Raw genomic sequence first — 22,644 nt, forward strand, 5'->3', positions numbered from 1 at the left:
TGACGGATGCCCGGCCGCGGTCCGCCTCCCTAGCGTCGGGGGTGACGAAAGGGGAACCCCGATGACCAGCGAGAAGACCGTGGCCGGCTGGATCGCCGGCGCCGCCCGGCCCGTCCGCGCCGGCACCGCGGACGGGCCGCGCACCGACCTCGAACCGCTCCGCGACGCCGCGCGCGACGCCGCCGTCGTCGCCGTGGCGACCGCCACGCGCGGCGCGCACGAACAGTTCGTCCTGCAGGACCGCGCCTTCCGGTTCCTCGTCGAGGAGCTCGGGTTCCGCACCCTCGCGCTCGAAGAGGACTGGACGACCGGCCTCCGGCTCGACGCCTACGCCCGCACCGGCCGCGACGACCCCGCCGAGGCGCTCCGGGACGCGTGGCTGCCCTGGCAGACGGCCGAGATCCTGGACGCGCTGCGGTGGATCAGGTCGTTCAACGAGCGGCACCCGGACGACCCCGTCCGGATCATCGGGCTCGACTTCCACGCGACCCGCGAGGCGGCCTACGACGCCGTCGAGGAGCACGTGCGGCGCGGCGCGCCCGGCCGGGCCGCCGAACTGGCCGGACTGCTCGCCCCGCTGCGCCCGTCCGGGCCGATCGACGAGCACGTCGCGCGATACCGGGCGCTTCCGGACAAGCAACCGCTCATCGAGCGCGCCGAACGGGCGCTCGCGCTCGTCCGGTCCCTGCCGGTCGACCCGCTCGCGGTCCGGCACGCGCAGGCGATCGCCGATTTCCACCACCTGCACGCCATGCCCGTCCTCGACATCGAGCGCGTCGAGGCCCGGTTCGCGGAGAGCATCCTCTGGTGGCACGAGCAGACCGGCGCCAAGGTCGTCTACTGGGGCGGCACCGCGCACGCGTCCGCCGGTGAGGCGGTGCTGAACGGCGAACTAGCGCGGGGCAAGGCGAGCCGCGACGCCGCCCCGGGCCCCGGCCCGACCCGGACGAACGCGGGCGGCCGCCTGCGCCGCCGCCTCGGCGCCCGGTTCGTCCCGATCGGGCTGACCTTCGACCACGGCGCCGTGCACGGCGGCGTGAGCGTCCCGTCCCCGCCCGCCGCGTTCGGGGACGCGGTCCTCGGCACCGCCGGTCCGCCGCACTACCTCCTCGACCTGCGTGAAGCCCGCACCCGGACGGACGGCGTCGGCGCGTGGCTGCGCGCCCCCGCGCCCGTCCGCGTGATCGGCCCCGGCTACCGGCCCGGCGACGACGCGGGGCACAACGTGCAGGGCGGAGCGCCCGGCACGCTGTTCGACGTCCTCATCCACTCCCAGGAGGTGACGCCCGCGCGCCCCCTGCCCTAGCTAAAGGTCCAGCCGGGCCAGCTCGCCGCGCGACGCCACCCCGAGCTTGGGATACGCCTTGTAGAGGTGGTAGCCGACGGTTCGGGGGCTGAGGAACAGCTGCGCGCCGATCTCCCGGTTGCTCAGTCCCGCCGCCGCCATCCGGACGGCCTGCAGCTCCTGCGGCGTGAGCCGCGCCGCCAGGTCGTCCGGCGCGGCGCCCTCGCCGAGGCTCTCCCCCGCCGCCCGCAGCTCGCCGCGCGCCCGCTCCGCCCACGGCGCGGCCCCGAGCCGCTCGAACGCCTCCAGCGCCGGATGCAGCACCGCCCGCGCGTCGTTCCGCCGCCGAGCCCGGCGCAGCCACTCCCCGTACAGCAGCTCGGTGCGCGCGCGCTCGAACGGCATCCCGCCCTCGCGATGCAGTTCCAGCGCGCGCGTGTACGCCGCCTCTGCCGCGTCGCCGTCCGCCAGGAGCGCCTCGCAGCGCAGCGCGAGGGCCTCCGCCCACGGCCGTCCCGCCTGCACGGCCCACCCCCGGTACCAGGCCGCCGCGTCCTTCCCGTCCTCCGGACGCCCGGAGCGCACGGCCGCCTCCACCAGGTCGGGCAGCGCGCCCGTCGCACCCTGCCGCTGCGGCCCGGCGATCACCTCCAGCAGCCGCTGCCGGGCGGACTCGTGACGGCCCAGCCCCAGGTCGAGCAGCGCGCGCGCCGCCGCCCCGTGCACGCTGCTCGGCGGCACGGCCCGCGCGATGGCCTCCTCCGACAGCTCGACGCAGCGCTCCTCGTCGCCCTCGATCGCCGCGAGCTGCGCCAGCACCGTGTCCAGGTAGACGCGCATGCGGTGCTGCCCGGTGTCCGCCGCGATCCGCAGCCCCTCCGTCGCGCCCGTCAGCGCGTCCCGGTGCCGCCCCAGCATCAGGTCCGCCCGCGACCTGATCATCAGGACGGGCGCCAGCAGCCCGATGGCGCCCCGCTCGCGGAACCGCGCCTCCAGTTCCGCCGTCCGCTCCGCCGCGCCCGCCACGTCGCCCCGCATCAGCCGCCACAGCGCGGACCGCGCCTGGTCGCGCGGTCCGAAGCAGTCCGCCATGTCGTCGATCAGCCCGCCCAGCGCCGCCATCCCGTCCGCGCTCGATGTCTCCGCCAGGGGGTTGTGCCCGGCGAACACCGTGGCCAGGGCCTGCAGGTGCGGGGCGCCCGGCAGGTCCAGCGCCGCGCCGCGCGCCGCGATCTCGTCCACCCCCGCGAAGTCGCCGGCGTTCGCCGCCGCCGACGCCGCCTGGAAGAACAGGTACCCGGACGTCTGCGGGTCCAGCTCCGCGACCGACGCCGCCGTGTCCGCGTACAGCCGGGACGCCTCCCGCGTCCGGTCCTGCTCGTCGGCGAGCGCCGCCCGGATCAGCGTCAGCTCCGCCCGCGCCAGCGGATCCGGCAGGTCCCGCTCGGCGCGGCCCGCCAGCTCGACCGCCAGGTCCGCCAGCCCCGCGTCCGCCGCCGCGCGCGCCGCCACCGCCAGCCGCCGCCCCCGGTCCGCCCGCTCGGGACTCAGCTCCGCGGCCGCCTCGTACATCGCCGCCACCGACGCGTTCCCGCCCTCGTTCCGCTCCGTCTCCGCCGTCGCCTCCAGGACCGCCGCGACCTCCTCGTCCGGCCCCGTCACCGACCGCCCGAGATGGAACGCCCGGTGGCACGCGTCGCCGCGCTCCCCGTACACCGCCGCGAGCGCCCGGTGCGCCGCGAGCCTGCGCGCCAGCGGCTCGTCCCCGTACGCCGCCGTCCGCACCAGCGGGTGCCGCACCTCCAGGCGTCCGTCCGGCGTCCCCGCAGCAGCCCCGCACGCTCCGCGGGCTCCAGGTCCGCGAGGGACGCGCCCAGCCGCCCCGCCGCGGCCGTCACGACCCCGGCGTCCCCGAGATCGTCGGCCGCCACCAGCAGGACGAACAGCCGCGACGGCTCCGGCAGCCCCGCGAGCTGCGCGGCGAACGACCGCCGGATCCGCTCGTAGGCGGACGAACCGCCCTCCGTCCCGGGCAGTTCCAGCAGCGCGAGCGGGTTGCCCATCGCCGCCGTCAGCACCTCGTGCCGCACGTGCCGGGGCAGCTCCGCGGACCGTCCGGCCAGCAGCCGCGCCGCCGCGTCCTCGTCGAGCCCGCCCAGCCGCAGCTCCGGCAGCCCCTCCGCGCGGAAGCCGCCCGGCTCCCGCGCCGCCAGCAGCACCGCGATCGGCTCGGCCCGCAGCCGCCGCGCCGCGAACAGCAGCGCCTCCGCCGACGGGCCGTCGAGCCACTGCACGTCGTCGACCAGGACGACCAGCGGGCCGTCCTCCGCCAGGTCGGCCAGCAGCGTCAGCACCGCCAGGCCCACCAGGAACCGGTCGCCGTCGCCGGGCGCGCCGCCCATCCCGAGCGCGGCCCGCAGCGCCGCCGCCTGCGCGTCCGGCAGCGCCCCGACGCCGTCCAGGTGCCGCCCGAGCAGCATGTGCAGGGCCGCGTAGGGCATCCCGCTCTCGTACTCGACGCCCGTCGCCCGCAGCACCCGGACGCCCGCCGCCCCCGCCGCGTACTCCAGCAGGGCCGTCTTCCCGATGCCCGCCTCGCCCCGCACGACCAGCAGCCCGCTGCGCCCGTCCCGGGCGTCCTCGATCAGCCGGTCGATCTCCGCCGTCTCCGCATCCCGCCCGTACAACACGACCGCCAGGTTACTGAAGCGTCAAGCGCGGCCCTCGGGGTAGCCGTTCCATCATGAACCAGGACAAGCGGGACGACGATCGGCCGCTCGCGGACCGCCGCGACGACCCCGGCGAGCCCGAACCGGACTTCGCCGAAGAGCACACGCCGAGCGCCACCGACCCGCCCAACGCCAAGGCCGACGCGCCCGGCGGCGAGGACGACGGCTACATCCCCCCGACGCGAACCCGGCGGCCCTCCCGCCCGTTACTCTGATCGAGAGCGCGGCCCTCCCCCGCAACGGCCGCCCAGTCGGAGGTCACGGCCCATGGTCAGCGAGCACGCCCGTACCCGCGACGGCCGCGAGCTCCACCTCGAACGGCACGGCGAGGGCCGCCCCGTCGTGGTGTTCGAGTCCGGGGCGGGCGCCTCCCGCAACATGTGGGGCACGGTCGTCCCCGCGATCTCCGGGCGCGGCACCGCCGTCGTCTACGACCGCAGCGGCCTCGGCCGCAGCCCCGCCGACACCGAGCCCCGCACCCTGTCCCGCCTGGTCTCCGACCTGCACGACGTCCTCGACCACCTCGGCGACGGCCCGTTCATCCTCGTCGGGCACGACTGGGGCGGCCCGATCGTCCGGTGCGTCGCCGCGGAGGCCCCCGGCCGCATCTGCGGGCTCCTCCTCGTCGACCAGGACGACGAGGCCAGCGACCACTACTTCATGCCCGGCCACCGGCGCCGGATGCGGCTCGGCACGCTGACCGACCCCGCCGCCGCCCGGCTCGGCCTGCTCCGGTTCAGCGTCGGCCGGCTCGCCGCGAAGCTGCCCGAACCCGCCGCGACCGCCCTCCGCGAGGAGGACGGCACCCTCGAGGCCACCCGCGTGCAGGCCGCCGAGACCCGCGACCTCGTCGCGGACCTGCAACGCCTCCGCGACGACCCGCCGAAGCTCCCGGACGTCCCGGTCACCCTCATCTCCGGCCGCCGCTCCCGCGTGTTCGGCGGCGGGAGCCGCGCCGCCCTCAACACCGCGCACCGCGCCCGCGCCGAGACCCTCCCGCGCGGCCGGCACGTCGTCGCCGAGAAGTCCGGCGACCTCGTCCCGTTCACCGAGCCCGGCCTGCTCGTCCGCGAGATCCTCCGCATCCTGGACGTCACCCGCTGACCGGGCCGGGGGCCCGCGGGCCCCCGGACTCCCGTCACGTCAGCCGGGGTGCGGCGGTCGCTGGTCCGGCGGCGTCCCGCCGCCCTTCCCGCCGCCCTTGCTCCCCTTGTCGGTGCCGTGCGCGTGGCCCTTCTCCCGCGTCATCTTCGGGTCCGTGGCCTCCGGCGCCGGTTCGTTCGTCACCGCGGTCCGCTCGTTCCGGCGGATCTCCGGCTGCTGCGGATTCGGCATCGTCGCCTCCTCGTCCGCTGGTCCGTCACGCGCTGGACGGCTCGGGGCGGAGCGGGTCGTGGCCCACGCTCATCAGCTCGTGCCGCCACCGGTCGTCCAGGTCCTCATCGGGCGGGGGTTGTCCAGGTGCTCCTCCACGTAGTCGACGACCTCCTGCATCACCTCGGCGTCCCCGTCGGTCAGGTCGACCTTCCGCTTGCGCAGGATGTCCACGACCCGGGACCCCAGCTCCGAGACCCCGGCCTCGTGCCCGGCCCCCGGAAACGCCTCCTCGCCCGACGCGTCGGTGAGCAGCCAGGTGCGCAGCTCGTCCGAGGTCATGTTCACGAGCCGGTGGAAGTCCTCCCACGCCAGCTCCGCCTCGGCCGATATCCGATCCTTCATCGGCTACCTCCTGTGGACGTTCGAGTCCCCGCCCTACCCGGTGCGGGCCCCGCTCATTCACGTCCGCCGGCAGATGGCAGGATGCGAACGTCGCTTCGGAAGGATCCCCGCCATGGCCGTCGTCCACCGCACCACCCTCACGCCGGGCAAGCTGGACCTGCTCACCGCCTGGCTCCCCACCCGCCCCTGGTACGCGGGCACCGGCGATCCGGCCCTCGCCAAGGCGGGCGGTTTCCGGCTGGACGACCCGGCGGGCGAGGTCGGGATCGAGTTCATGATCGTCACCGACGCGTCCGGCACCGCCTACCTGGCGCCGCTGACCTACCGCGGCGCCCCGCTCGACGGCGCCGACCACGCCCTCGTCGGCACCATGGAGCACGGTGTCCTCGGACGCCGCTGGGCCTACGACGGCTGCCACGACCCGGTGATGGTCGCCCAGTTCCTCGCCCTGATCGAGGGCCGCGCCCAGCCCCAGGACCAGAACGCCACCGACACCCCCGATCTCGACATCACCCGCGCCTACACCGGCGAGGGCCTCGCGTCCACGGACGGCGCCGCCACCGACGACCGGGAAGGCACCGAGCTGCCGGTGCGAGGCGCGTCCGTCCGCCTGCACCGCGTCCTGCGCCCGTCCCCGGAGGCCCCGTCCGGAACGGCGGGCCACGTCGCCGGGTCCTGGCGCACCCCGGACGGCACGCGCGTCCGGGGCCTGCTCGCCGTCGTGAGCTGAGGCGCCCAGCGGCGGTCGCGAGCGAGTTCGGGTTCGCCCCGGCGGGCGTCGCGGATCAGGGCGATGATGTCGCCGGCGCGCTCGCAGAGACGGCGCTCGAAGGCGGCCATGGCGGGGAAACCGGTTCGATCACCCGAACACCGCCGAGTACCGTCCGGTCCGCCTGCTCGCGTCCCGGCCCCTGAGCGGAGAGCGAATGCCCGAAGCCGACAGCACGCACGTCGAGGCGGCCGACCTCCTGGCACTCGCGCTCCGTCACCTCGACGACCCCGACACCCGCCGTCCGTTCACCAGGATCCCGACCCTCGACGACTCCGGGCCTTTCCGGCCGTTCCCGGCCCTGGCGATCGCCATGGCCGGGCACGTCCTGTCCGCCTGGGAGGTGCGGACGTTCCAGGTCGAGCGCACCGAGCACCGCATCCGGTACTTCACCGCGACGGGCGGCAGACCCCGGCGGGTGTTCCGAGCGTGCACTGTCTTCAACCCCGAGCTGGGCACCCAGCAGGTCATCGAGCTGTGCGGGCACTCCTTCTGCACCGGCAAGGCACCCGCGGGCCCCGGCAGCCGCTGCGCCGACCACGTCGGCGACCCGGTGCCGGACACCTGCGCCCCGGACCACTGGCTGCGCATCGCAGGTGAAGCCGTCCGGTTGGCGGAGCGCGACCGCGACGGCCTCACCGAGCGGGAGGAACTGGCTGTGCGCGCGGCCCGCGCCGGGGTGCCGGTGGACGAGGCCGCCGGAGCGGCCGGGTTCCACGCGTGGACGGTGCGAGCGCTCCTCGGGGAACCCGCCCCGGTGCCCGAGGACATCGACCGCTCCGACGACCCCGCGCACTGGCCGCACGTCCTCTCGCCCGTACGCGACCTCACCGCAGCGGACGTCCGTCATGTCTCCACCGTCGTCCACGACGGCTCCGCCTCGCCCGCCGCGGATACGGTGCTCGCGAGGAAGGACACCTGGTACGGGTACGAGCGGCTGGGGGAGAACGGAAGCCCGTTCCGGGTGTACGCGGAGGACGCGTACACCTTTCTCCTCGAGTGGTGGCAGACGCAGGACCACCTGCCGCAGCACCAACTCGCCCGCCGCGCCGACGAGCGCCGCAGACGGGAGATGTACGAGCCGCCCTGCGACTGCGGCTTCTGCGAGGACTGATCTTCGCCTGCCCCGCTAAGCTCGACCGACCATGCCGGATCTGCTCGGAATCAACCATCTGACGCTGTCCACGACCGACCTCGACCGGCTCGTGGCGTACTACACCGAGTTGCTCGGAGCCTCCCTCGCGTTCGAGCGCGCCGCCACCCCGGACGATCCCCGCGTCGCCGTCGTCGACGTCGGCGGGGCCGACCACCTGATGATCGTCGAGACCGCGACCGCGCCCGCCACCGATCTCGACCCGCTGAACCAGGCGGGCTGGGGCCTGCGCGTGGCCACCCACGCGCGCCTGTGCGAGCTTCGCGAACGACTCCGGGAGGCCGGACGGCCGGTCGGGGAGATCGTGACGCTGCCCGCGCAGTGGACGATGACCGCCCGCGATCCCGACGGACGCCCCGTCGACATCCGAGCCCACCGCCCCCGGTAGCCGTCCGCCCTCACGTCGTGCACTTGGCCCACACGAGCTTCCCGCCCTCGACCAGCGGCCGGATGCCCCACGTGTCGGTGAGCCGCGCGACCATGAACACGCCGCGCCCGCACGTCGACGCGTGATCCTCCGGCCGCACGACCGGCCGTCCCTCGCCGCCGTCCCACACTTCGAGAACCGGACGTCCGTCCCGCTCGTCCCGGAACACCCGGACGACGATCGGCCCGCTCCCGTGCAGCCACGCGTTCGTGACCAGCTCGGACACGATCAGCCGCGCCGTGTGGTCGTCCCCGAGGCCCCACTCCCGGAACCGCTCGGCGACGAACCGCCGCGCCATCCCCGGTGCCCGGTCGGACGGCTCCAGCACCACCGTCGGCACCTCATCCGCATGCGTCGTCGCCGTCATCTCTTGCCTCCCTTGACCGCCTTGTTGAATTTCAATGACAGTCAGGCATGTTAGAAGTACTCTGCGTAACAAAACGCAGGTCTCAAGAGGCAAGTCGCGGCGCCCGTATCCGAGTTACTTGGGTGTTGGTTGGCCGCACTTTGCAAGGGAGGATGGGGACATGGCGCCACAGCGCAAGCGCGGGACGGTCTCGCCGACGTTGCTCGCCTTCGGCCGCAGGTTCCGACGGCTCCGGGAAGCGAAGGGCTGGACGCAGGAGTCCGTGGGACGCCGCGCGAACGGTGGCCAAGGAGTCAAACCCCAGTACATCGGCGCGGTCGAGAACGGCCGCACACGCTGCACGCGCGAGTTCGCCGAGACCATGGACCGAGCCCTGGAGGCGGACGGCGAACTGCTCGACCTCTACGACGACCTGGTGAAGGACGCCACCTTCCCGACCTGGTTCGACTGGCACACCGTCGAACCTGAGGCCGTCATGCTCCAGTCATACCAACCGCTCCTCATCCACGGCCTTCTCCAGACCGCCGACTACGCGTCCGCACTCCTCAAGGGGAACAAGGAAGCGGTAGAGGCCCGGCTCAACCGCCAGAGCATCCTCACCAGGGACAACCCGCCGCCCCCGGATTTCTCCGTTCTGCAGGACGAAGTTTCCCTGCACCGGCTCGTCGGCAGCTCGGAGGTCATGAAAGAGCAGCTCGAGCATGTCCTCTACCAGGCCGAACGAGGCATCGTCACGATCCAGGTCGTCCCCAGCCGGGGAGAACACCTCGGCAATATGGGTTCCTTCACACTGGCTACCCTGGAAGACCGGAGCGAGATCGCGTACGCGGACATGGCAGTGCGCGGGCTCACCCTCACCGATCCGGACGACATAGCCGTCGTCAGCAGGGCGCTTATATCGGTTCGATCATTGGCGCTGCCCGTGGACCAGTCAATCGACGTAATACGCAAGGTGGTGCAAGAAAAATGGATCTGACCAGGGCTGTATGGCGGAAGTCAAGCTACACCGGCCCGAACGGTGGGGAGTGTGTGGAACTCGCCTCAGTCCCCGACACGGTCGCCGTCCGCGACAGCAAGGACCCCGACGGCCCCAAGCTCATCATCGGTCGAGCAAGCTTCGCCACGCTCCTGAGCCACATCAAGACCCAACGATGAGCGCCAACACCCCCGCATGGCGTAAGGCCAGCCGCAGCACCAACAACGGCGGAGCCTGTGTTGAACTGGCCTCGTTTTCTGAGGCGGTGGCCTTGCGCGACAGCAAGGACCCGGAAGGTCCCAAAATCATCGTGAACCGCCGGGACTTCGCCAGCCTCCTGAACCGCATCAAGACGCAACCGTGAGCGCCAAGTCCCCCGCCTGGCGCAAGTCCAGCTACAGCACGAACAACGGCGGAGCCTGCGTCGAGCTCGCCTCGTTCACCGGTGCGGTCGCCGTCCGGGACAGCAAGGACCCGGACGGGCCGAGGCTGGTCGTGAATCGGCGGGACTTCGCCGTGCTTCTCGACGGCGTCAAGAACCGCACCCCCTCCATGTGATCTCCTCCCCCGGCCGGACGAGTGTGCGGCCGGGGACGGAGTCTCCGGAGTGTCCGTGACGCCGGTTACAGTCACCGGCGTGAATCCCGAAACCGACGCGCCTCACGGCCCCGGCTGGGCCGCCTTCACCGACAACCTGGCGGCACTCCTGGCCGACCTGGCCCCGAACGCCAAGCTGATCATCAGCGCGACCGGGAACCGGTACGTCCAGTTCGCCGCTCGGCACGACGAGCTGCACGGAGAGGTCTCCGGCAACGCATTCCTCGATGCCTCCTGCGGGATGACCGATGCCGATCTCGGCGCGCTGGCCGCGGCCGGCTGGGCCCAGACCGACCCCGACAACCCCAACTGGGGCCGGGACGTCGGGCGGGACGAGCGGGAGGTCCGGCTCCTGGCGGAGCGGGCCGTCGAGGCGCTCCGGTCGCCGCTGCGCGTCGAGAGTCCTTCGGACCTCTCCGTGGACGGCTGGGTGGACGGCTCGGGCATCGACGGCGATCCGGGGGTGGACGTGGCCCGCCTCGGCATCGGACCGGGTCTGATCTCGGAGTTCAACGCCCGCGTGATCGTGCACTGGTACCTGCGCGACCAGGAGATCCCCGTGGAGGCCGCCGATCTGGTCGCGTGCCGCCTGTCCACAGGTTGGCGCTTCTCCGCCCCGGAGGGCGGCGCGGGGTTGGGCTTGGGCGAGCCGCTGGACCTGTACGTCTCCGACGATCACGTCTTGGAGTCGCAGCCACTGGAGATCGCGGGCTCGGACTTCGAGGAGGCGTTCGAGGACCGGTACCGGCAGCGGAATCCCTCCGCCTGACCGCTCGGCGACGTCCGGAGGCCGGGCGGCCACGCGCAACCGATGCTGTTCGAGATCTTCCGTGTCGCGGACGGCCGGTTCGCGGAGATGTGGCCAGACGCGGCATCGCCGCCGGTCCGGTCGTAGACCGTCAGGCGTCGGGCCGCTTCGTGTACCAGGTGATGGCGGCTCCGTTGGGGAACGACCGGTGGTCGGTGGGGACGAACGCGGTGGGGCGGAAGGCGCCGTCGGCGAGGGCGGGGCCCGCGCCCGCGATCACGGGGTAGCTCTTGATGATCAGTTCGTCGATCTCGGGCAGCAGCGAGCCGGCGAGCCCTCCGCCGCCGCAGAGCCAGATGTCCGGCCCGTCCTCGCGCTTGAGGTCGCGGACGAGCGCGACCGGATCGCGCACGAGCTCCACGGCAGGCTCGTCGATGCGGTCCAGGGAGCTTGAGACGACGTACTGCCGCAGGTGCGCGTAGGGGTTGCCGATCCCCTGGTCGAGGACGGCCCGGTACGTGTTCGTTCCCATCAGGACGGTGTCGAAGCGCTGGTTGGGGACGTCCTCGAGGCCGACGTGCGGGCGGTACTGCGTGGGGACGGTCTCGGGGTAGCGCTCGTTCACCCAGGCCATGTACGCGGCGGCGGCCTCGCCTTCGCCGACCGGGTAGAAGTCGGCCTCACCGCCGGGGCCCGCGATCCGGCCATCGATGGAAACGCCGATGTAGTACACGAGCTTACGCAAGAATAACTCCATTCGTAGTACTATGTCTGTCGTTGTCTGAACAGTAGAACTACAAGTGGAGTGGTGTCAAACGTGCGCAGGAACGACGCGAGGAGGGCGGCGCTCATCGACGCCGCCATCGAGGTGCTGGCCGAGCAGGGCGCGCGGGGGCTGACCTTCCGGGCGGTGGACGGTGCGGCGGGGGTGCCCGCGGGGACGGCGTCCAACTACTTCGCCAACCGCGACGACCTGTTCACCCAGGTCGGGGCACGCGTGTACGAGCGCCTCCAGCCGGACGAGGAGACGGTCTCCCGCCACCTGGAGGGGCCACCGGACCGGGAGAAGTTCGCCGCGGTGATGCGCGAGACCGTCGGCCGGGTCGCCGGTTTCAGGACGGGTTACCTGGCACTGCTGGAACTGCGGCTGGAGGCGACGCGGCGTCCCGAACTGCGGGCGGTGCTCACGCGGAGCGTGCGCGCCGACGTCGACGCGAACGTCGCAGGCCACCGGGCGTCCGGGCTGCCCGGTGACGCGACCTCGGTGCGGCTGCTGCACATGGCGCTGAACTGGCTGATCGTCGAGCGCCTCACGCTGCCGGACGTGTACTCCGAGCAGGAGGCCGACGACCTCGTCGCCCGAGCCGTCGAGCGTCTCGTCTAGCCTCACCGCCCGCCCTGCCTGAAAATCCTTCTGCGGGCATGTCGAGAACGCGGTCGGTGCTCCGATCACAGGGAAAGCCCCCACCAGGGGCCCTACCGGAGGAGTGCGGGTATGCGGAAGATCATCCACGCGGTTCACGTGTCGCTGGACGGCTACATCGAGGGTCCGAACGGCGAGTTCGACTGGGCGGCCATGGGGCCGGAGCTGTCGGCGCACTCGTTCGAGCTGATGGAGCGGGCCGACACGCTTCTCTACGGCCGTCCGGTCTGGGAGATGATGGCCGGTTACTGGCCGAACGTGGAGTCGATCTCCGACGACCCCCACGACCTCAAGTTCGCGCCCGTCTGGCGCCGCACTCCGAAGGTGGTGTTCTCCCGGACGCTGCGCGAGCCCGGCCACGGCGCGCGGGTCATCGACGGTACGAACCTCGTCGAGCAGGTCACCGCGCTCAAAGCCGAGCCGGGCAAGGACCTCGTGCTGATGGGCGGCGCGGCCCTGGCCGCCGAACTCACCGCGCACGGCCTGATCGACGAGTACCAGGTCGTCGTGCACCCGGTCGTGCTCGGCGGCGGGAAGGCCCTGTTCCCCGCATCCGGGCGGCGCCTCGACCTGCGGCTCGTCGAGTCGCGGACCTTCGACGCCCGGACCGTCCTGCTGTGCCACCGGCCCGCCTCCGCCTGACGGTCGCCCCGGACGTCCACGCGGGGATCAGGCAGGCCGTCGCACCGAGGTCGTGTCGCTCGTCAGCCGCGTTCCGTCCGCCGTCGCGGGCAGGAGGTCGGGGACGCGGGCGCCGTCGGCGTCGACGAGGACGGAGTGCGGTTCGTCCGCGTCGAAGGCGTGGCGTTCGCCCCACTGCCGCAGCGTGACGATCACGGGGAAGAGCTCCTTGCCCGCCTCGGTCAGCGCGTAGAGCCTGCGCCTGCCCGAGGGGGCGTCGACCTGGGCGAGCAGGCCGTGCGCGGTGAGCTTGCGGAGCCGGTCGGTGAGGATGTTGCGGGCGATGCCCGTGCGCTGCTGGAAGTCGGTGAACGAGCGGGCGCCGTCCATGGCGTCGCGGACGATGAGCAGGCTCCACCGGTCGCCGACCAGGTCGAGCGTGCGGGCGACCGGGCAGTTCGGGTCCGTCCAGGGCGCGCTCCGCCCGGTGCCGTCGTCTGCCATCACCCCTCCAAAGAGTTGCGTAATGAAACCATTCTGACCTAGCCTCCGATCGGTTGCAAAATGAAACTGATCGGGGTGTGGTCGTGAACGGGACGACGAAGCTGCTGCTGGCGGCGGTGTGCGGGGTCGCGGTGGCGGGCGTCTACGCCGGGCAGCCGGTGCTGGGTCCGATGGGACGCGACCTGGACGTCCCGGCCGACGCTCTCGGCTGGTTCGTGGCCACCGGCCAGCTCGGCTACCTGGCGGGACTCGTGCTGCTGGTGCCGCTGGGCGACGTGCTCGACCGCAGGCGCCTGATCGCCGCGCACCTCGCCCTGGTGGCGGCGGGGTCGGCGATCACCGGGGCCGCCCCCGTGGCCTGGGCCGCGTTCTCCGGACTGGCCGCGGCGGGACTGTTCGCGGTGGTGGTGCAGACGGCGGTCGCGTACACGGCGTCGATCTCTCCGGCCGCCGAACGCGGACGCAACCTCGGCATCGTGACCTCGGGGGTCGTGATCGGCATCCTCGGCGCGCGGATCGTCGCGGGCGTCCTCGCGGACCTGTGGGGATGGCGGAGCATCTACCTGGCGCTGGCGCTCCTCGCCGCCGTCCTCGCGCTGCTCACCCGCACTCTGCTGCCAGCGGACGTCAGCCGGGGCACCGCACGGTACGGGCAGGCGCTGCGGTCGTTCGGGGGGCTGTTCGCCCGGCCGGTGTTCCTCGGTCGCGGACTGGTCGCGTTCTTCCTGTTCGCCTCGTTCGGCACCCTGTGGAGCGGCATGGCCCTGCCGCTGGCCGAGGCGCCGTGGCATCTGGACGCGACCCAGATCGGGTTGTTCGGCGTCGCCGGGCTCGCCGGGGCGCTGGGCGCCGCCCGCTCCGGACGCTGGGGCGACGCCGGGCACGCGCGCCGGGTCACCGGCATCGCCCTGGTGCTCCTGCTCGCCTCTTGGGCCGCGATCGGCCAGCTCCCGTGGTCGCTGCCGCTGCTGATCCTCGGCGTGATCGTGCTCGACTTCGCCGTCCAGGCCGTGCACGTGAGCAACCAGCACACGCTCACCGCCGCCTACCCCGGCCGGACCAGCACCACCATCGGCGCCTACATGGTCTTCTACTCCCTCGGGTCCGCCCTGGGAGCGGCCGGGACCACGGCCCTGTACGACGCCACCGGCTGGACCGGCTCCAGCATCCTGGGCGCGACGCTCGCACTGTGCGCGCTCGCCGCCTGGGCGTTCAGCACCCGCGCCGAAAGCCGCGCCGCCCGTCCACTCTCGCCGTCCAGCACGGTCGTGGGGCGCGTCCGGTGCTGACCGTGGCCGATCACCGAGCCGCGGGAGGGCTGGAAGCGATCCGACCCCGCTCGCGGCTTCCGTCTGGATCACTGGGACTACGACGCCGCCCGCTTCGAAGGTCCCGGCTTCGACTTCGACTACGACCCGACGGCGGGTTCGCCCTGATCCGGGAGGCGACGGCCGGCGGTGAGGCGGAGCTGATCGGCACGCTCCGCGAGTGGGGACCGAGTCCCGGGCGGTTCCGCTACCACTGGGAGACCGACAGCCCGAGGTGACCGACCGTCCGGACGGGCTCAGCAGGGACGGACGGGGTGCGGGTCGGCGTGGGCCGGTGCGGGGTCGTCCGGCGCGAACTCGGCTACCTCGACCCAGCGGTTGCCGCAGACGCAGCGGCGGTACCGGACCAGGCCGCCGGACGTGTAGTGCGCGGACTCCACGCGGGATCCGCCGATTCGGTGACATGCCTCACATGCGCGTGTTGCCATGGCCTCATGCTGCTGTAATGCCATTGTGCATTTCAACGCTTACGGGGGCACCGGCTCGCTCGTGGCGGTGGACCTGCTGAACGCCCCCGACCGGGGGCACGCGACGCTGTCGCGCGTGCTGGCCGCACACCAGATCTCCCGGCCGGACCTCACGCCCGAGCAGGCGAACAACCTCGCGTCCTGGCTGGAGCTGGTCCGTCCGGTGTTCGGGGAGGCCGACACCGGACGGCAGGTCGACACGCTGAACGACCTGCTGCGGACGGTCGCGACGGGGGTGCAGATCGGGGTGCACGACGGGTCCGAGCCGCACCTGCACTACGTCAATCAGGCGATCGACACGGCGGAACGGGTCAAGGCGACCATCGCCGGGGGCCTGGCCGTCGCGGTGTGCGGCGTGGGCGGGCGGCGGCTGGGGCGGTGTGACCGGACGCCCTGCGCGATCGTCTACATCGACACCTCCCGCAACGGCCGGCGCCGCTACTGCTCCCGAACCTGCGCCACGCGCGTCAACGTGGCCGCGCACCGCCGCCGCGCCACCGAGTAGGGCGGAGGGTTCCCGGTGCACGGCGCGTCCAGCGGCGACGCGACGGTCGTCGACCCCGCGGAGGCGTAGGCCGCCGCCGCGCACGCCGCGATCGAGAGCCGCACCGCCCTGGGCAAGACCCTGCTGCTGATCTGAGGGGTTCAGCGGCCGGTCGCGCCGTCGATCAGTTCGCGGAGGATGTCGGCGTGGCCCGCGTGGCGGCCGGTCTCCTCGATCATGTGGGTGAGCGCCCAGCGGACGCTCGGGGCGGGACGGCCCGGACGCGGCCGGGGGACCGGCGCGCCGAGGTCGGGGCACCCGTCGAGCATCGCGTTCGCGCGCTCGACCGTCTCCCGGTAGCGGGCGACGACGTCGGCCACCCGGTCGTCCGGGGCGGCGCGGAACGTCGCCTGCCAGTCGGCGACGTGCTCGCCGAGGAACAGCGAGCGTTCGACGTGCGTCAGGTGCTCGAGGATGCCGAGCAGGTTCGTGCCGGACGGCACCGCGGCCGTCCGGGCCTCCGGTTCGGGCGCGCCGTCGACCTTCGCGGCGACCGAGGTCCGCAGGTAGTCGAGGAATCCGCGGAGGGTCTCGGCCTCGGTGCCGCCGGTCCGGGGCGGTGGCGTGTCGCGGCGGGTCGTGGCGGGCATGGCGGTCTCCTTCCGGCGGACGGTTCAGGCGGTGCGGCGGACGAGCAGGACGTGGTCGGTGACCTCGGCGGTCGTCCCGTCCGGTCCGGTCGCGGTCCGGCGGGGCGCGTCGGCGCGCTCGACGGTCCATGCCCGCTCGTCCAGGTCGATACCGGCGGCGACCTCGCGGGGGCTCGGGTGGTGGACGTCCGGGTCCTGGTTCCACGACCACGGCGCGGTCGAACCATGGTCGACGACCAGCAGCAGCCCGTCCGGGTGCAGCGCGTGCGCGGCGGTGCGCAGGACGGCGGACCTGTCCAGGTCGAACGGGGTGTGCAGGTAGTGGGCGGTGACCAGGTCGAACGCGCCCTCCGGGAAGGACGTGCGCAGGTCGTGGCGGACGGCGGTGATCCGGTCGTCCAGGCCGTGCGAGCGGGCGAGGGCGGTGAGGCGTTCGACCGCCACGGCGGCGATGTCGGTGGCGGTGACCCGCCACCCCTGGCGGGCGAGCCACAGCGCGTCGCCGCCGTTGCCGCAGCCGAGGTCCAGCGCGCGGCCGGGCGGCAGGCCCGCGATCGTCTCGGTGAGGCGGACGTTCGGGCGCGGGCCGTCGGGCGCGGGGCGGGACGCGTACAGGTCGTCCCAGAACGCGGCGGGATCGGTGGTGCTCATCGGCACTCCTCGTGTCGGCGAGCGCCCAGTCTCACCGGAGGAATCGGCGGTGGCAAAAGGTCTTGCGGTTCCGGCAAGACCGCCCGCGTCAGGCCAGGACGGGGGCCCGCGACATCAGCCCCGCCGGACCCGGCTCCGGGTGACGGTCAGCGGACGATGCGCTCGATCAGCGCCTCCCACGCGTCGGCGAGCATCGGTTCGACCTCGGGCTCCAGGGGCGGGACGTCCTCCGACGCGGTCAGCGACAGCAGCAACGGGCCCTCCAGCGCGGCGGTGAGCTGGACCGTGACGCCCTCCATGTGCGGCAACCGCACGCCCGCCCGGTCGAGCAGGACGCGCAGGTGGACCTGCGTCATGTCCGCCGCGATCGGGGCGGGCCGGTCGCGTTCGAGGGAGGCCCGCGCGATGGCCTGGTGGTCCAGCAGGAACCTGATCCGGGCGCGGCCGTAGGCGACGAGCCGCTCGACCGGGCCGGCGCCGGGACCGAGCGGCGGCGGGCCGGTGAGGACCCGTTCCTGGAAGCGCCGCTCGTCCGCGTCCAGCAGCGCCCGGAAGATGCCGGCCCGCGTGCCGAAGCGGCGGAACACCGTGCCCTTGCCGAGCCCGGCGCGCTCGGCCAGGGCGTCCATCGTCACCTTCGCCACCCCGTGCTCCGCGATCATCTCGCGGGCCGTCTCCAGCAGGAGTTCGCGGTTGCGGGCCGCGTCGGCGCGCTCGCCGCGCGGCTTCCCGAAGGGCACTCCGGTACCGGCCACGCGGACAACCTACCGCCGGGAATGGAAGCGGGGTAAAGTCCGTTTATGGTGGGGACGCGGCGACCGCCGCCGTCCCACCGCCCCTATCGAGGAGTCCTGATGAAGTTGTTCCGCCTGGACGCCAGCATCGTCCCCGCCGCCTCCGCCAGCGCCGAGATCGCCGACGCCGCCGAGGCCGGGTGGACCGCCGCGCACCCCGGCGCCGCCGTGACCCGCCGCCACCTGGGCACCGACGCGCTGCCCGCCGACGCCTGGACGCTCGCCACCACCGCCGGTTTCGCCCCCGAGGAGGACCGCACCCCCGCCCAGCGCGACGCCCTCCGCCTCGCCGCGTCCCTGGCGGACGAACTCCGGGACGCCGATGCCGCGATCCTCGCCGTGCCGCTGTACAACTACGGCGTCTCGCAGCACTTCAAGGCCTGGATCGACCTCGTCATCGCGGGCGCCGGCCCGACGAACCCGCTGCTGGAGAACACCCCGACCGCACTGGTGACGACGCTCGGCGGCGGCTACGGCCCCGGCGCCCCGCGCGAGGGCTGGGACCACTCCACCCCGTACCTGGAGCGCGTCCTCAGCGACATCTGGCGGGCCGACCTCACCGTCATCAAGCGCGAGCTCACCCTCGCCGCCACCACCCCCGGCATGGAGAGCCTGCGGGACATGGCGCAGGAGCAGCGCTCCCGCGCCCTCGACGCCGCCCGCGCCTTCGGCACCCGCACCCTCGCCGCGTCCTGACCGCCCGCCCCCGGCGGCGGGTCCCGTGCTCCCCGCCGCCGAGGCGGTGCGGCCGTCCTCGCCGCCGTCCGGAAGAATGCGGAGGTGGGGGCGCGGTCGTCCCCGCACGCGAGCGAGCCAGAGGAGCAGCATGGAACTCGTCCACTCGGGCAAGGTCAGGGACGTCTACGCGGACGGGGACGACCTGGTCCTCGTCGCGTCCGACCGGGTCAGCGTGTACGACGTCGTGCTGCCGACGACCGTCCCCGACAAGGGGAAGATCCTCACGCAGCTGTCGCTGTGGTGGTTCGAGCAGCTCGGCGACATCATCCCGAACCACGTCGTGTCGGCCGCGGACGTGCCGGACGAGTGGGAGGGCCGGGCGATCCGGTGCCGGCGGCTGTCGATGCTGCCCGTCGAGTGGATCGCCCGCGGCTACCTCACCGGCCTCGGGCTGAAGCAGTACGAGAAGGACGGCGCGGTGTCCGGGATCGCGCTGCCGGACGGCCTCGTCGAGGCGTCGAAGCTCCCGGAGCCGATCTTCACCCCGACGACGAAGGCCGTCGAGGGGCACGACGAGTTCATGACCTACGACGACGTCGTCGCGGAGATCGGCGCCGGCACCGCCGAGCGGCTCCGGGAGGTCACGCTCGCGATCTACCGGCGGGGCGCCGAGCTCGCGCGGGAGCGCGGCATCATCATCGCCGACACCAAGCTCGAGTTCGGCCGCGCCGCCGACGGCACGCTCGTCCTCGGCGACGAGGTCCTGACGCCCGACTCGTCCCGCTTCTGGCCCGCGGACGAGTACGCGCCCGGACGCGCGCAGCACTCGCTCGACAAGCAGTTCGTCCGCGACTGGAGCAGCACCCTCGACTGGGACCGCACCCCGCCCGGCCCCGAGATCCCGCAGGACGTCGTGGACGCGACCCGCGCCCGCTACGTCGACGTCTACGAACGCCTGACCGGCCGCCCCTGGACCCCCTGACGCCGCCGCCGCTCGCGGGCGTCCGGCCGTCCGTACGGGACGTCCGCGCCGTGCAGGTCTCCCGCCCTCAGGCGCTCGATCGCCTTCGCGCCCGCGAGTTCGTGCCGGTCGCCGGGGTGGTCGAGGTAGTGCCGGAGAGCGTGCAGGAGCAGCGCCGGATCGGCGCCGAACCGCCCCGCGTGGACGACCGTGTCGTCGTCACGAACGCCGAAGTACCGGTACTTGACCCTCGGCCACCAGCGGACGCGCAGGTGGGAGGCGTCGAGGACGGTCAGCACGAGGAGCGGCCGACCTTCCCCTCCCTTGCCGGGCTCCTCCCACGCGGCGACCGCGTCGAGTTCGGACCACGGGAGGCAGAGGGCCGCCCGGTGCGTGCTCGCACGGACGACGACCAGGTCGGGCGTGAGCACGATCCCGCGAAAGCCGAGGCCGCCGGCGAAGAGGACGGGGGCGTAGAGCACGAGCCCCGCTCCGGCCACGAGCATGATCGAGTCGAAGAGGGCCGCCGGGCCCGTGGCCGCCGCGATCGCCGCGGTGCTCGCGCCGAAGCCCGCGACGGCCACGGGCCCGGCGAGCCGGAACGTCCATCGCACCCGGAAGACGGCCCCGTGGTGCCGGACGCCGTTCACCCGGCGAACCCCGACGGACACGGCTCCGCGACTGCGCCCGATCGCCAGCGTCAGGGGAGACAGGACGAGCGCCAGCCCGGCCAGCGCCATGCCGCCCGCCATGTACAGATCCTCGTAGTAGTACGCGGACGACCACAGCCAGAAGGCGCACCCGATGAGCAGGACGCCCACGGCCGCGAAGCCCACGTTCCTCGCCCGTCCGTACAGGCGTCGTACCGTCCACGTGCCGGGCCAGGGGAGGCCGGACGGGCTGAGCCGTTCGCGTTCGTGCATGCCTGCGGGCCCTCTCGACGGGCCGGAGCGCGGTGGAGCGGCGGCCGAACGGACATCGATGAGCCGACCGGACTTCCCGGCGCGCCAGTCGGATGATCTTACGGCGCGGCGGTGCGGAACGCGACGTTCGTCCGGTTACGGCCACGCGGCGTCCGGAGTCGTCCCGCGGAGCGGGGGCGAGGCCGTTCGGGTGTCCTGCGGTCAGGGGAGGAGGGCGACGAACTTGCGCAGGTCGGCGGCCACGGCGTCCGGGCGGTCCATCGCGACGAAGTGGTGGCTGCCCGGGTTGTTCTCCGGCCAGTGGACGATCGTGCTGGTGCGCTCGGCGAGGCGGCGGATGCCGGGAGGGCCGACGTAGAGGCCGGTCGGGACGGCCTTCTGCCCTTCGGGCCACGCCGGCTCGGGCGACTCCGACTCGTAGTACGCCCACGCGGCCGTCCCGAACGACTGCGTGAACCAGTACAGGCTGACGTTCGCGAGGATCAGGTCGCGGTCGATCACCTTGTCCGCCGGGGCGTCGGCCATGTTGAAGTCCTCGAACTTCTGCATCATCCAGGCGAGCGCCGCCACCGGGGAGTCGTCCCACCCGTAGGCGAACGTCTGCGGCGCGGCGCGCTGGATCGCGTGGTGGTCGACGCCGCCGGTGGACCACTGCTGCATCATCTCGTAGTGGGCGAGCTCGTCCGGCGTCATGTCCGGGACGTCCTTCTCGGTGGGGAATCCGAGCCCGGCGATGACGTAGACGCCGGCGACGCGCTCGGGGGCGGCCTTCGCGACCTCGGGCGCGATGTAGGCACCGAAGTCGCCGCCCTCGACGACGTACTGGTCGTGCCCGAGGCGGCGCATCAGCTCGGCCCACATGCGGCCGACGCGGGCGGCGTCCCAGCCGGTCTCCTTCGGCGCCTCCGAGAACCCGTAGCCGGGGATGGACGGGACGACGACGTGGAAGTCGGCGAGGTGGCCGATCAGCTCGGCGAACTCGATGAACGAGTTCGGCCAGCCGTGCGTGAGGAGCAGCGCGCGGGCGTCCGGGTCGGCCGAGCGGACGTGCAGGAAGTGCACGTCGTGCCCGTCGATCTCGGTCATGAACTGCGGGAACCCGTTGAGGCGGGCCTCCGTCGCGCGCCAGTCGAACCCGGTGCGCCAGTACTCGGCGAGGTCGCGCAGGTAGCCGACGGGGACGCCCCGGGACCAGCCTTCGCCGGGGAGCTGCCGGGGCCAGCGGGTGCGCGAGAGCCGGTCGTGCAGATCGTCCAGGTCAGCCTGCGGGACGTCGATGCGGAACGGGCGAACGGTCATGTTTCCTCCTCCGTGGTGGTGTGGTCGAATCTAGGGACGGTTTAGGCCGATATCTGTCCGCAACCTCACCGATGCTGGAGAACATGACGGACACGCCCGCACGGCTGCTCACCCTGCTGTCGCTGCTCCAGACGCCGCGCGAGTGGTCCGGCGGCGAGCTGGCCGGACGCCTGCACGTCAGCACCCGGACGATCCGCCGGGACGTCGACCGGCTCCGCGGGCTCGGGTACCCGATCGAGGGCGCGACCGGCCCGGACGGCGGGTACCGGCTCGTCGCCGGGACCGCGATGCCGCCGCTGCTGCTGGACGACGAGGAGGCCGTGGCGATCACGGTCAGCCTGCGCTCGGCGGCCGTGAGCGCGGTGGAGGGCATCGGCGAGGCGTCGGTGCGGGCGCTCGCCAAGCTGGAGCAGGTGCTCCCCGCACGGCTGCGGCGCCGGGTGGGCGTCCTGAACGCGGCGACGGTCGCGCTGCCCGCCCCGGTAGGGCCGCGCGTCGACCCGGAGGTCCTCGCGGTGGCGGCCGCCGCGATCACCAACCGGGAGCCGCTGCGGTTCCGCTACACCTCCGCCGGCGGGACCGAGAGCCGGCGGCGGGTCGAGCCGCACCGGCTGGTCGCGGCGGGCCGCCGCTGGTACCTGCTGGCCCACGACACCGAGCGGGACGACTGGCGCGTCTTCCGCGCCGACCGGATCCGGGACCCGTACCCCACCGGGCAGCGGGTCGCGCCCCGCGAGGTGCCCGGCGGGGACGCCGCCGCGTTCGTCACCGAGCGGATGTACGCGCTCGCGCCCGTCCACACCGCGACGGTCACGCTGCACGCCCCCGCCGAGGAGGTCCGCACGGGGCTCGGGGCCGAACCGGACGACGTCACGCCGCTGGACGAGCACTCCTGCCGCCTGGAGACCTACGCCGACACCCTGCCGTGGCTGGCGGCGCGGCTGCTGATCCTGGGCTGCGAGTTCACCGTGCACGACCCGCCCGAGCTGGTGGAACACCTGCGCGCTCTCGGCGCCCGCGCGTCCCGCGCCGCCGGGGAAGCGCGCGGGTGATCTTGCGCGGTCCGGGGGCGCGACCTAGCGTGCGGGGGA

Annotated in this window: 31 protein-coding genes; 18 read left to right on the forward strand and 13 right to left on the reverse strand. The window is 73.4% G+C overall.

Annotated features, from left to right (window positions below; translation table 11 throughout):
* Window positions 1-61: 61 nt before the first annotated feature.
* The gene (locus F7P10_RS17475) at window positions 62-1,306 is read left to right on the forward strand and encodes an erythromycin esterase family protein (RefSeq protein WP_176611515.1); all 1,245 of its coding nucleotides are present in this window, start codon (window positions 62-64) and stop codon (window positions 1,304-1,306) included.
* On the opposite strand, the gene F7P10_RS45445 is transcribed toward F7P10_RS17475, so the two are convergent.
* Window positions 1,307-2,857, reverse strand: coding sequence for a LuxR C-terminal-related transcriptional regulator (locus F7P10_RS45445; protein WP_368077489.1), 1,551 nt, complete (start codon window positions 2,855-2,857; stop codon window positions 1,307-1,309).
* 86 nt (window positions 2,858-2,943) lie between these two features.
* Complete coding sequence (locus tag F7P10_RS44405; protein ID WP_254716665.1) at window positions 2,944-3,975, reverse strand: AAA family ATPase; 1,032 nt, start codon at window positions 3,973-3,975, stop codon at window positions 2,944-2,946.
* 53 nt (window positions 3,976-4,028) lie between these two features.
* Here F7P10_RS44405 and F7P10_RS17485 point away from each other — a divergent pair, with 53 nt between their 5' ends.
* Window positions 4,029-4,229, forward strand: coding sequence for a hypothetical protein (locus F7P10_RS17485; RefSeq protein WP_151010309.1), 201 nt, complete (start codon window positions 4,029-4,031; stop codon window positions 4,227-4,229).
* A gap of 52 nt (window positions 4,230-4,281) precedes the next feature.
* Complete coding sequence (locus tag F7P10_RS17490) at window positions 4,282-5,118, forward strand: alpha/beta fold hydrolase (protein WP_151010310.1); 837 nt, start codon at window positions 4,282-4,284, stop codon at window positions 5,116-5,118.
* A gap of 39 nt (window positions 5,119-5,157) precedes the next feature.
* Here the strand turns inward: F7P10_RS17490 and F7P10_RS17495 are convergent, their stop codons facing one another.
* Complete coding sequence (locus F7P10_RS17495; RefSeq protein WP_151010311.1) at window positions 5,158-5,349, reverse strand: hypothetical protein; 192 nt, start codon at window positions 5,347-5,349, stop codon at window positions 5,158-5,160.
* Window positions 5,350-5,421: 72 nt separating this feature from the next.
* A complete protein-coding gene (locus tag F7P10_RS17500; protein ID WP_254716666.1) occupies window positions 5,422-5,733 on the reverse strand; it encodes a DUF3140 domain-containing protein in 312 nt (103 codons plus the stop codon).
* 112 nt (window positions 5,734-5,845) lie between these two features.
* Here F7P10_RS17500 and F7P10_RS17505 point away from each other — a divergent pair, with 112 nt between their 5' ends.
* From F7P10_RS17505 to F7P10_RS17520, 3 genes are all read left to right on the forward strand, one after another.
* Window positions 5,846-6,463: a 1,4-alpha-glucan branching protein gene (locus F7P10_RS17505; protein ID WP_151010312.1), complete on the forward strand. Its 618-nt coding sequence runs from the start codon at window positions 5,846-5,848 to the stop codon at window positions 6,461-6,463.
* Between the two features lie 196 nt (window positions 6,464-6,659).
* Window positions 6,660-7,616: a hypothetical protein gene (locus tag F7P10_RS17515; RefSeq protein WP_151010313.1), complete on the forward strand. Its 957-nt coding sequence runs from the start codon at window positions 6,660-6,662 to the stop codon at window positions 7,614-7,616.
* A gap of 31 nt (window positions 7,617-7,647) precedes the next feature.
* A complete protein-coding gene (locus F7P10_RS17520) occupies window positions 7,648-8,043 on the forward strand; it encodes a VOC family protein (RefSeq protein ID WP_151010314.1) in 396 nt (131 codons plus the stop codon).
* A 10-nt stretch (window positions 8,044-8,053) separates the two neighbouring features.
* On the opposite strand, the gene F7P10_RS17525 is transcribed toward F7P10_RS17520, so the two are convergent.
* Window positions 8,054-8,449 (reverse strand): ATP-binding protein, encoded by a 396-nt coding sequence (locus F7P10_RS17525; RefSeq protein ID WP_151010315.1) that lies wholly within the window; start codon window positions 8,447-8,449, stop codon window positions 8,054-8,056.
* 160 nt (window positions 8,450-8,609) lie between these two features.
* Here F7P10_RS17525 and F7P10_RS17530 point away from each other — a divergent pair, with 160 nt between their 5' ends.
* From F7P10_RS17530 to F7P10_RS17550, 5 genes are all read left to right on the forward strand, one after another.
* A complete protein-coding gene (locus F7P10_RS17530; RefSeq protein ID WP_151010316.1) occupies window positions 8,610-9,425 on the forward strand; it encodes a helix-turn-helix transcriptional regulator in 816 nt (271 codons plus the stop codon).
* Between the two features lie 53 nt (window positions 9,426-9,478).
* Window positions 9,479-9,604, forward strand: coding sequence for a DUF397 domain-containing protein (locus tag F7P10_RS17535; protein ID WP_368077476.1), 126 nt, complete (start codon window positions 9,479-9,481; stop codon window positions 9,602-9,604).
* On the forward strand, window positions 9,601-9,789 hold the full coding sequence (locus tag F7P10_RS17540) for a DUF397 domain-containing protein (protein ID WP_151010318.1): 189 nt from the start codon (window positions 9,601-9,603) through the stop codon (window positions 9,787-9,789). The genes F7P10_RS17535 and F7P10_RS17540 overlap by 4 nt, the downstream gene beginning before the upstream one ends.
* Window positions 9,786-9,983, forward strand: coding sequence for a DUF397 domain-containing protein (locus tag F7P10_RS17545; protein ID WP_151010319.1), 198 nt, complete (start codon window positions 9,786-9,788; stop codon window positions 9,981-9,983). Before F7P10_RS17540 ends, F7P10_RS17545 begins: the two co-directional genes overlap by 4 nt.
* A gap of 79 nt (window positions 9,984-10,062) precedes the next feature.
* Complete coding sequence (locus F7P10_RS17550) at window positions 10,063-10,791, forward strand: hypothetical protein (RefSeq protein WP_151010320.1); 729 nt, start codon at window positions 10,063-10,065, stop codon at window positions 10,789-10,791.
* Between the two features lie 130 nt (window positions 10,792-10,921).
* Here the strand turns inward: F7P10_RS17550 and F7P10_RS17555 are convergent, their stop codons facing one another.
* Window positions 10,922-11,515: a dihydrofolate reductase family protein gene (locus F7P10_RS17555; RefSeq protein WP_151010321.1), complete on the reverse strand. Its 594-nt coding sequence runs from the start codon at window positions 11,513-11,515 to the stop codon at window positions 10,922-10,924.
* A gap of 72 nt (window positions 11,516-11,587) precedes the next feature.
* On the opposite strand from F7P10_RS17555, the gene F7P10_RS17560 reads away from it, so the two are divergent.
* Window positions 11,588-12,154 (forward strand): TetR/AcrR family transcriptional regulator, encoded by a 567-nt coding sequence (locus F7P10_RS17560; protein WP_218040552.1) that lies wholly within the window; start codon window positions 11,588-11,590, stop codon window positions 12,152-12,154.
* Between the two features lie 111 nt (window positions 12,155-12,265).
* Window positions 12,266-12,835, forward strand: coding sequence for a dihydrofolate reductase family protein (locus F7P10_RS17565; RefSeq protein ID WP_151010323.1), 570 nt, complete (start codon window positions 12,266-12,268; stop codon window positions 12,833-12,835).
* A gap of 27 nt (window positions 12,836-12,862) precedes the next feature.
* Here the strand turns inward: F7P10_RS17565 and F7P10_RS17570 are convergent, their stop codons facing one another.
* Window positions 12,863-13,318, reverse strand: coding sequence for a helix-turn-helix domain-containing protein (locus F7P10_RS17570; protein WP_151010324.1), 456 nt, complete (start codon window positions 13,316-13,318; stop codon window positions 12,863-12,865).
* A gap of 83 nt (window positions 13,319-13,401) precedes the next feature.
* On the opposite strand from F7P10_RS17570, the gene F7P10_RS17575 reads away from it, so the two are divergent.
* Window positions 13,402-14,607, forward strand: a complete 1,206-nt coding sequence (locus F7P10_RS17575; protein WP_151010325.1) for an MFS transporter — start codon at window positions 13,402-13,404, stop codon at window positions 14,605-14,607.
* A 275-nt stretch (window positions 14,608-14,882) separates the two neighbouring features.
* Here the strand turns inward: F7P10_RS17575 and F7P10_RS17585 are convergent, their stop codons facing one another.
* A complete protein-coding gene (locus F7P10_RS17585) occupies window positions 14,883-15,026 on the reverse strand; it encodes a hypothetical protein (RefSeq protein WP_176611516.1) in 144 nt (47 codons plus the stop codon).
* Window positions 15,027-15,099: 73 nt separating this feature from the next.
* On the opposite strand from F7P10_RS17585, the gene F7P10_RS17590 reads away from it, so the two are divergent.
* Window positions 15,100-15,618 (forward strand): CGNR zinc finger domain-containing protein, encoded by a 519-nt coding sequence (locus F7P10_RS17590; protein WP_151010327.1) that lies wholly within the window; start codon window positions 15,100-15,102, stop codon window positions 15,616-15,618.
* Window positions 15,619-15,758: 140 nt separating this feature from the next.
* Here the strand turns inward: F7P10_RS17590 and F7P10_RS17595 are convergent, their stop codons facing one another.
* The 3 genes from F7P10_RS17595 to F7P10_RS17605 all read right to left on the reverse strand — a co-directional run bounded on the left by F7P10_RS17595 (window position 15,759) and on the right by F7P10_RS17605 (window position 17,653).
* Window positions 15,759-16,247 carry a DinB family protein gene (locus F7P10_RS17595; protein WP_151010328.1) on the reverse strand — a complete coding sequence of 163 codons (489 nt, stop codon included), beginning with the start codon at window positions 16,245-16,247 and terminating at the stop codon, window positions 15,759-15,761.
* Window positions 16,248-16,271: 24 nt separating this feature from the next.
* A complete protein-coding gene (locus tag F7P10_RS17600) occupies window positions 16,272-16,898 on the reverse strand; it encodes a bifunctional 2-polyprenyl-6-hydroxyphenol methylase/3-demethylubiquinol 3-O-methyltransferase UbiG (RefSeq protein WP_151010329.1) in 627 nt (208 codons plus the stop codon).
* Between the two features lie 146 nt (window positions 16,899-17,044).
* Window positions 17,045-17,653: a TetR/AcrR family transcriptional regulator gene (locus tag F7P10_RS17605; RefSeq protein WP_254716667.1), complete on the reverse strand. Its 609-nt coding sequence runs from the start codon at window positions 17,651-17,653 to the stop codon at window positions 17,045-17,047.
* Between the two features lie 99 nt (window positions 17,654-17,752).
* On the opposite strand from F7P10_RS17605, the gene F7P10_RS17610 reads away from it, so the two are divergent.
* Together F7P10_RS17610 and F7P10_RS17615 are read left to right on the forward strand one after the other, a co-directional pair.
* Entirely contained in the window at window positions 17,753-18,388 is a 636-nt protein-coding gene (locus F7P10_RS17610; protein WP_151010330.1) for an FMN-dependent NADH-azoreductase, read from the forward strand.
* A gap of 130 nt (window positions 18,389-18,518) precedes the next feature.
* On the forward strand, window positions 18,519-19,352 hold the full coding sequence (locus tag F7P10_RS17615) for a phosphoribosylaminoimidazolesuccinocarboxamide synthase (RefSeq protein ID WP_254716668.1): 834 nt from the start codon (window positions 18,519-18,521) through the stop codon (window positions 19,350-19,352).
* Here the strand turns inward: F7P10_RS17615 and F7P10_RS17620 are convergent.
* Together F7P10_RS17620 and F7P10_RS17625 are read right to left on the reverse strand one after the other, a co-directional pair.
* Window positions 19,316-20,254, reverse strand: coding sequence for a hypothetical protein (locus tag F7P10_RS17620; protein WP_151010332.1), 939 nt, complete (start codon window positions 20,252-20,254; stop codon window positions 19,316-19,318). The genes F7P10_RS17615 and F7P10_RS17620 overlap by 37 nt on opposite strands.
* A gap of 201 nt (window positions 20,255-20,455) precedes the next feature.
* On the reverse strand, window positions 20,456-21,553 hold the full coding sequence (locus tag F7P10_RS17625) for an epoxide hydrolase family protein (protein ID WP_151010333.1): 1,098 nt from the start codon (window positions 21,551-21,553) through the stop codon (window positions 20,456-20,458).
* A gap of 83 nt (window positions 21,554-21,636) precedes the next feature.
* Between F7P10_RS17625 and F7P10_RS17630 the strand changes: the two genes are divergently transcribed.
* On the forward strand, window positions 21,637-22,605 hold the full coding sequence (locus F7P10_RS17630) for a YafY family protein (RefSeq protein WP_151010334.1): 969 nt from the start codon (window positions 21,637-21,639) through the stop codon (window positions 22,603-22,605).
* Window positions 22,606-22,644 lie beyond the last annotated feature (39 nt).

Source organism: Actinomadura sp. WMMB 499, assembly GCF_008824145.1.
Classification (GTDB): domain Bacteria; phylum Actinomycetota; class Actinomycetes; order Streptosporangiales; family Streptosporangiaceae; genus Spirillospora.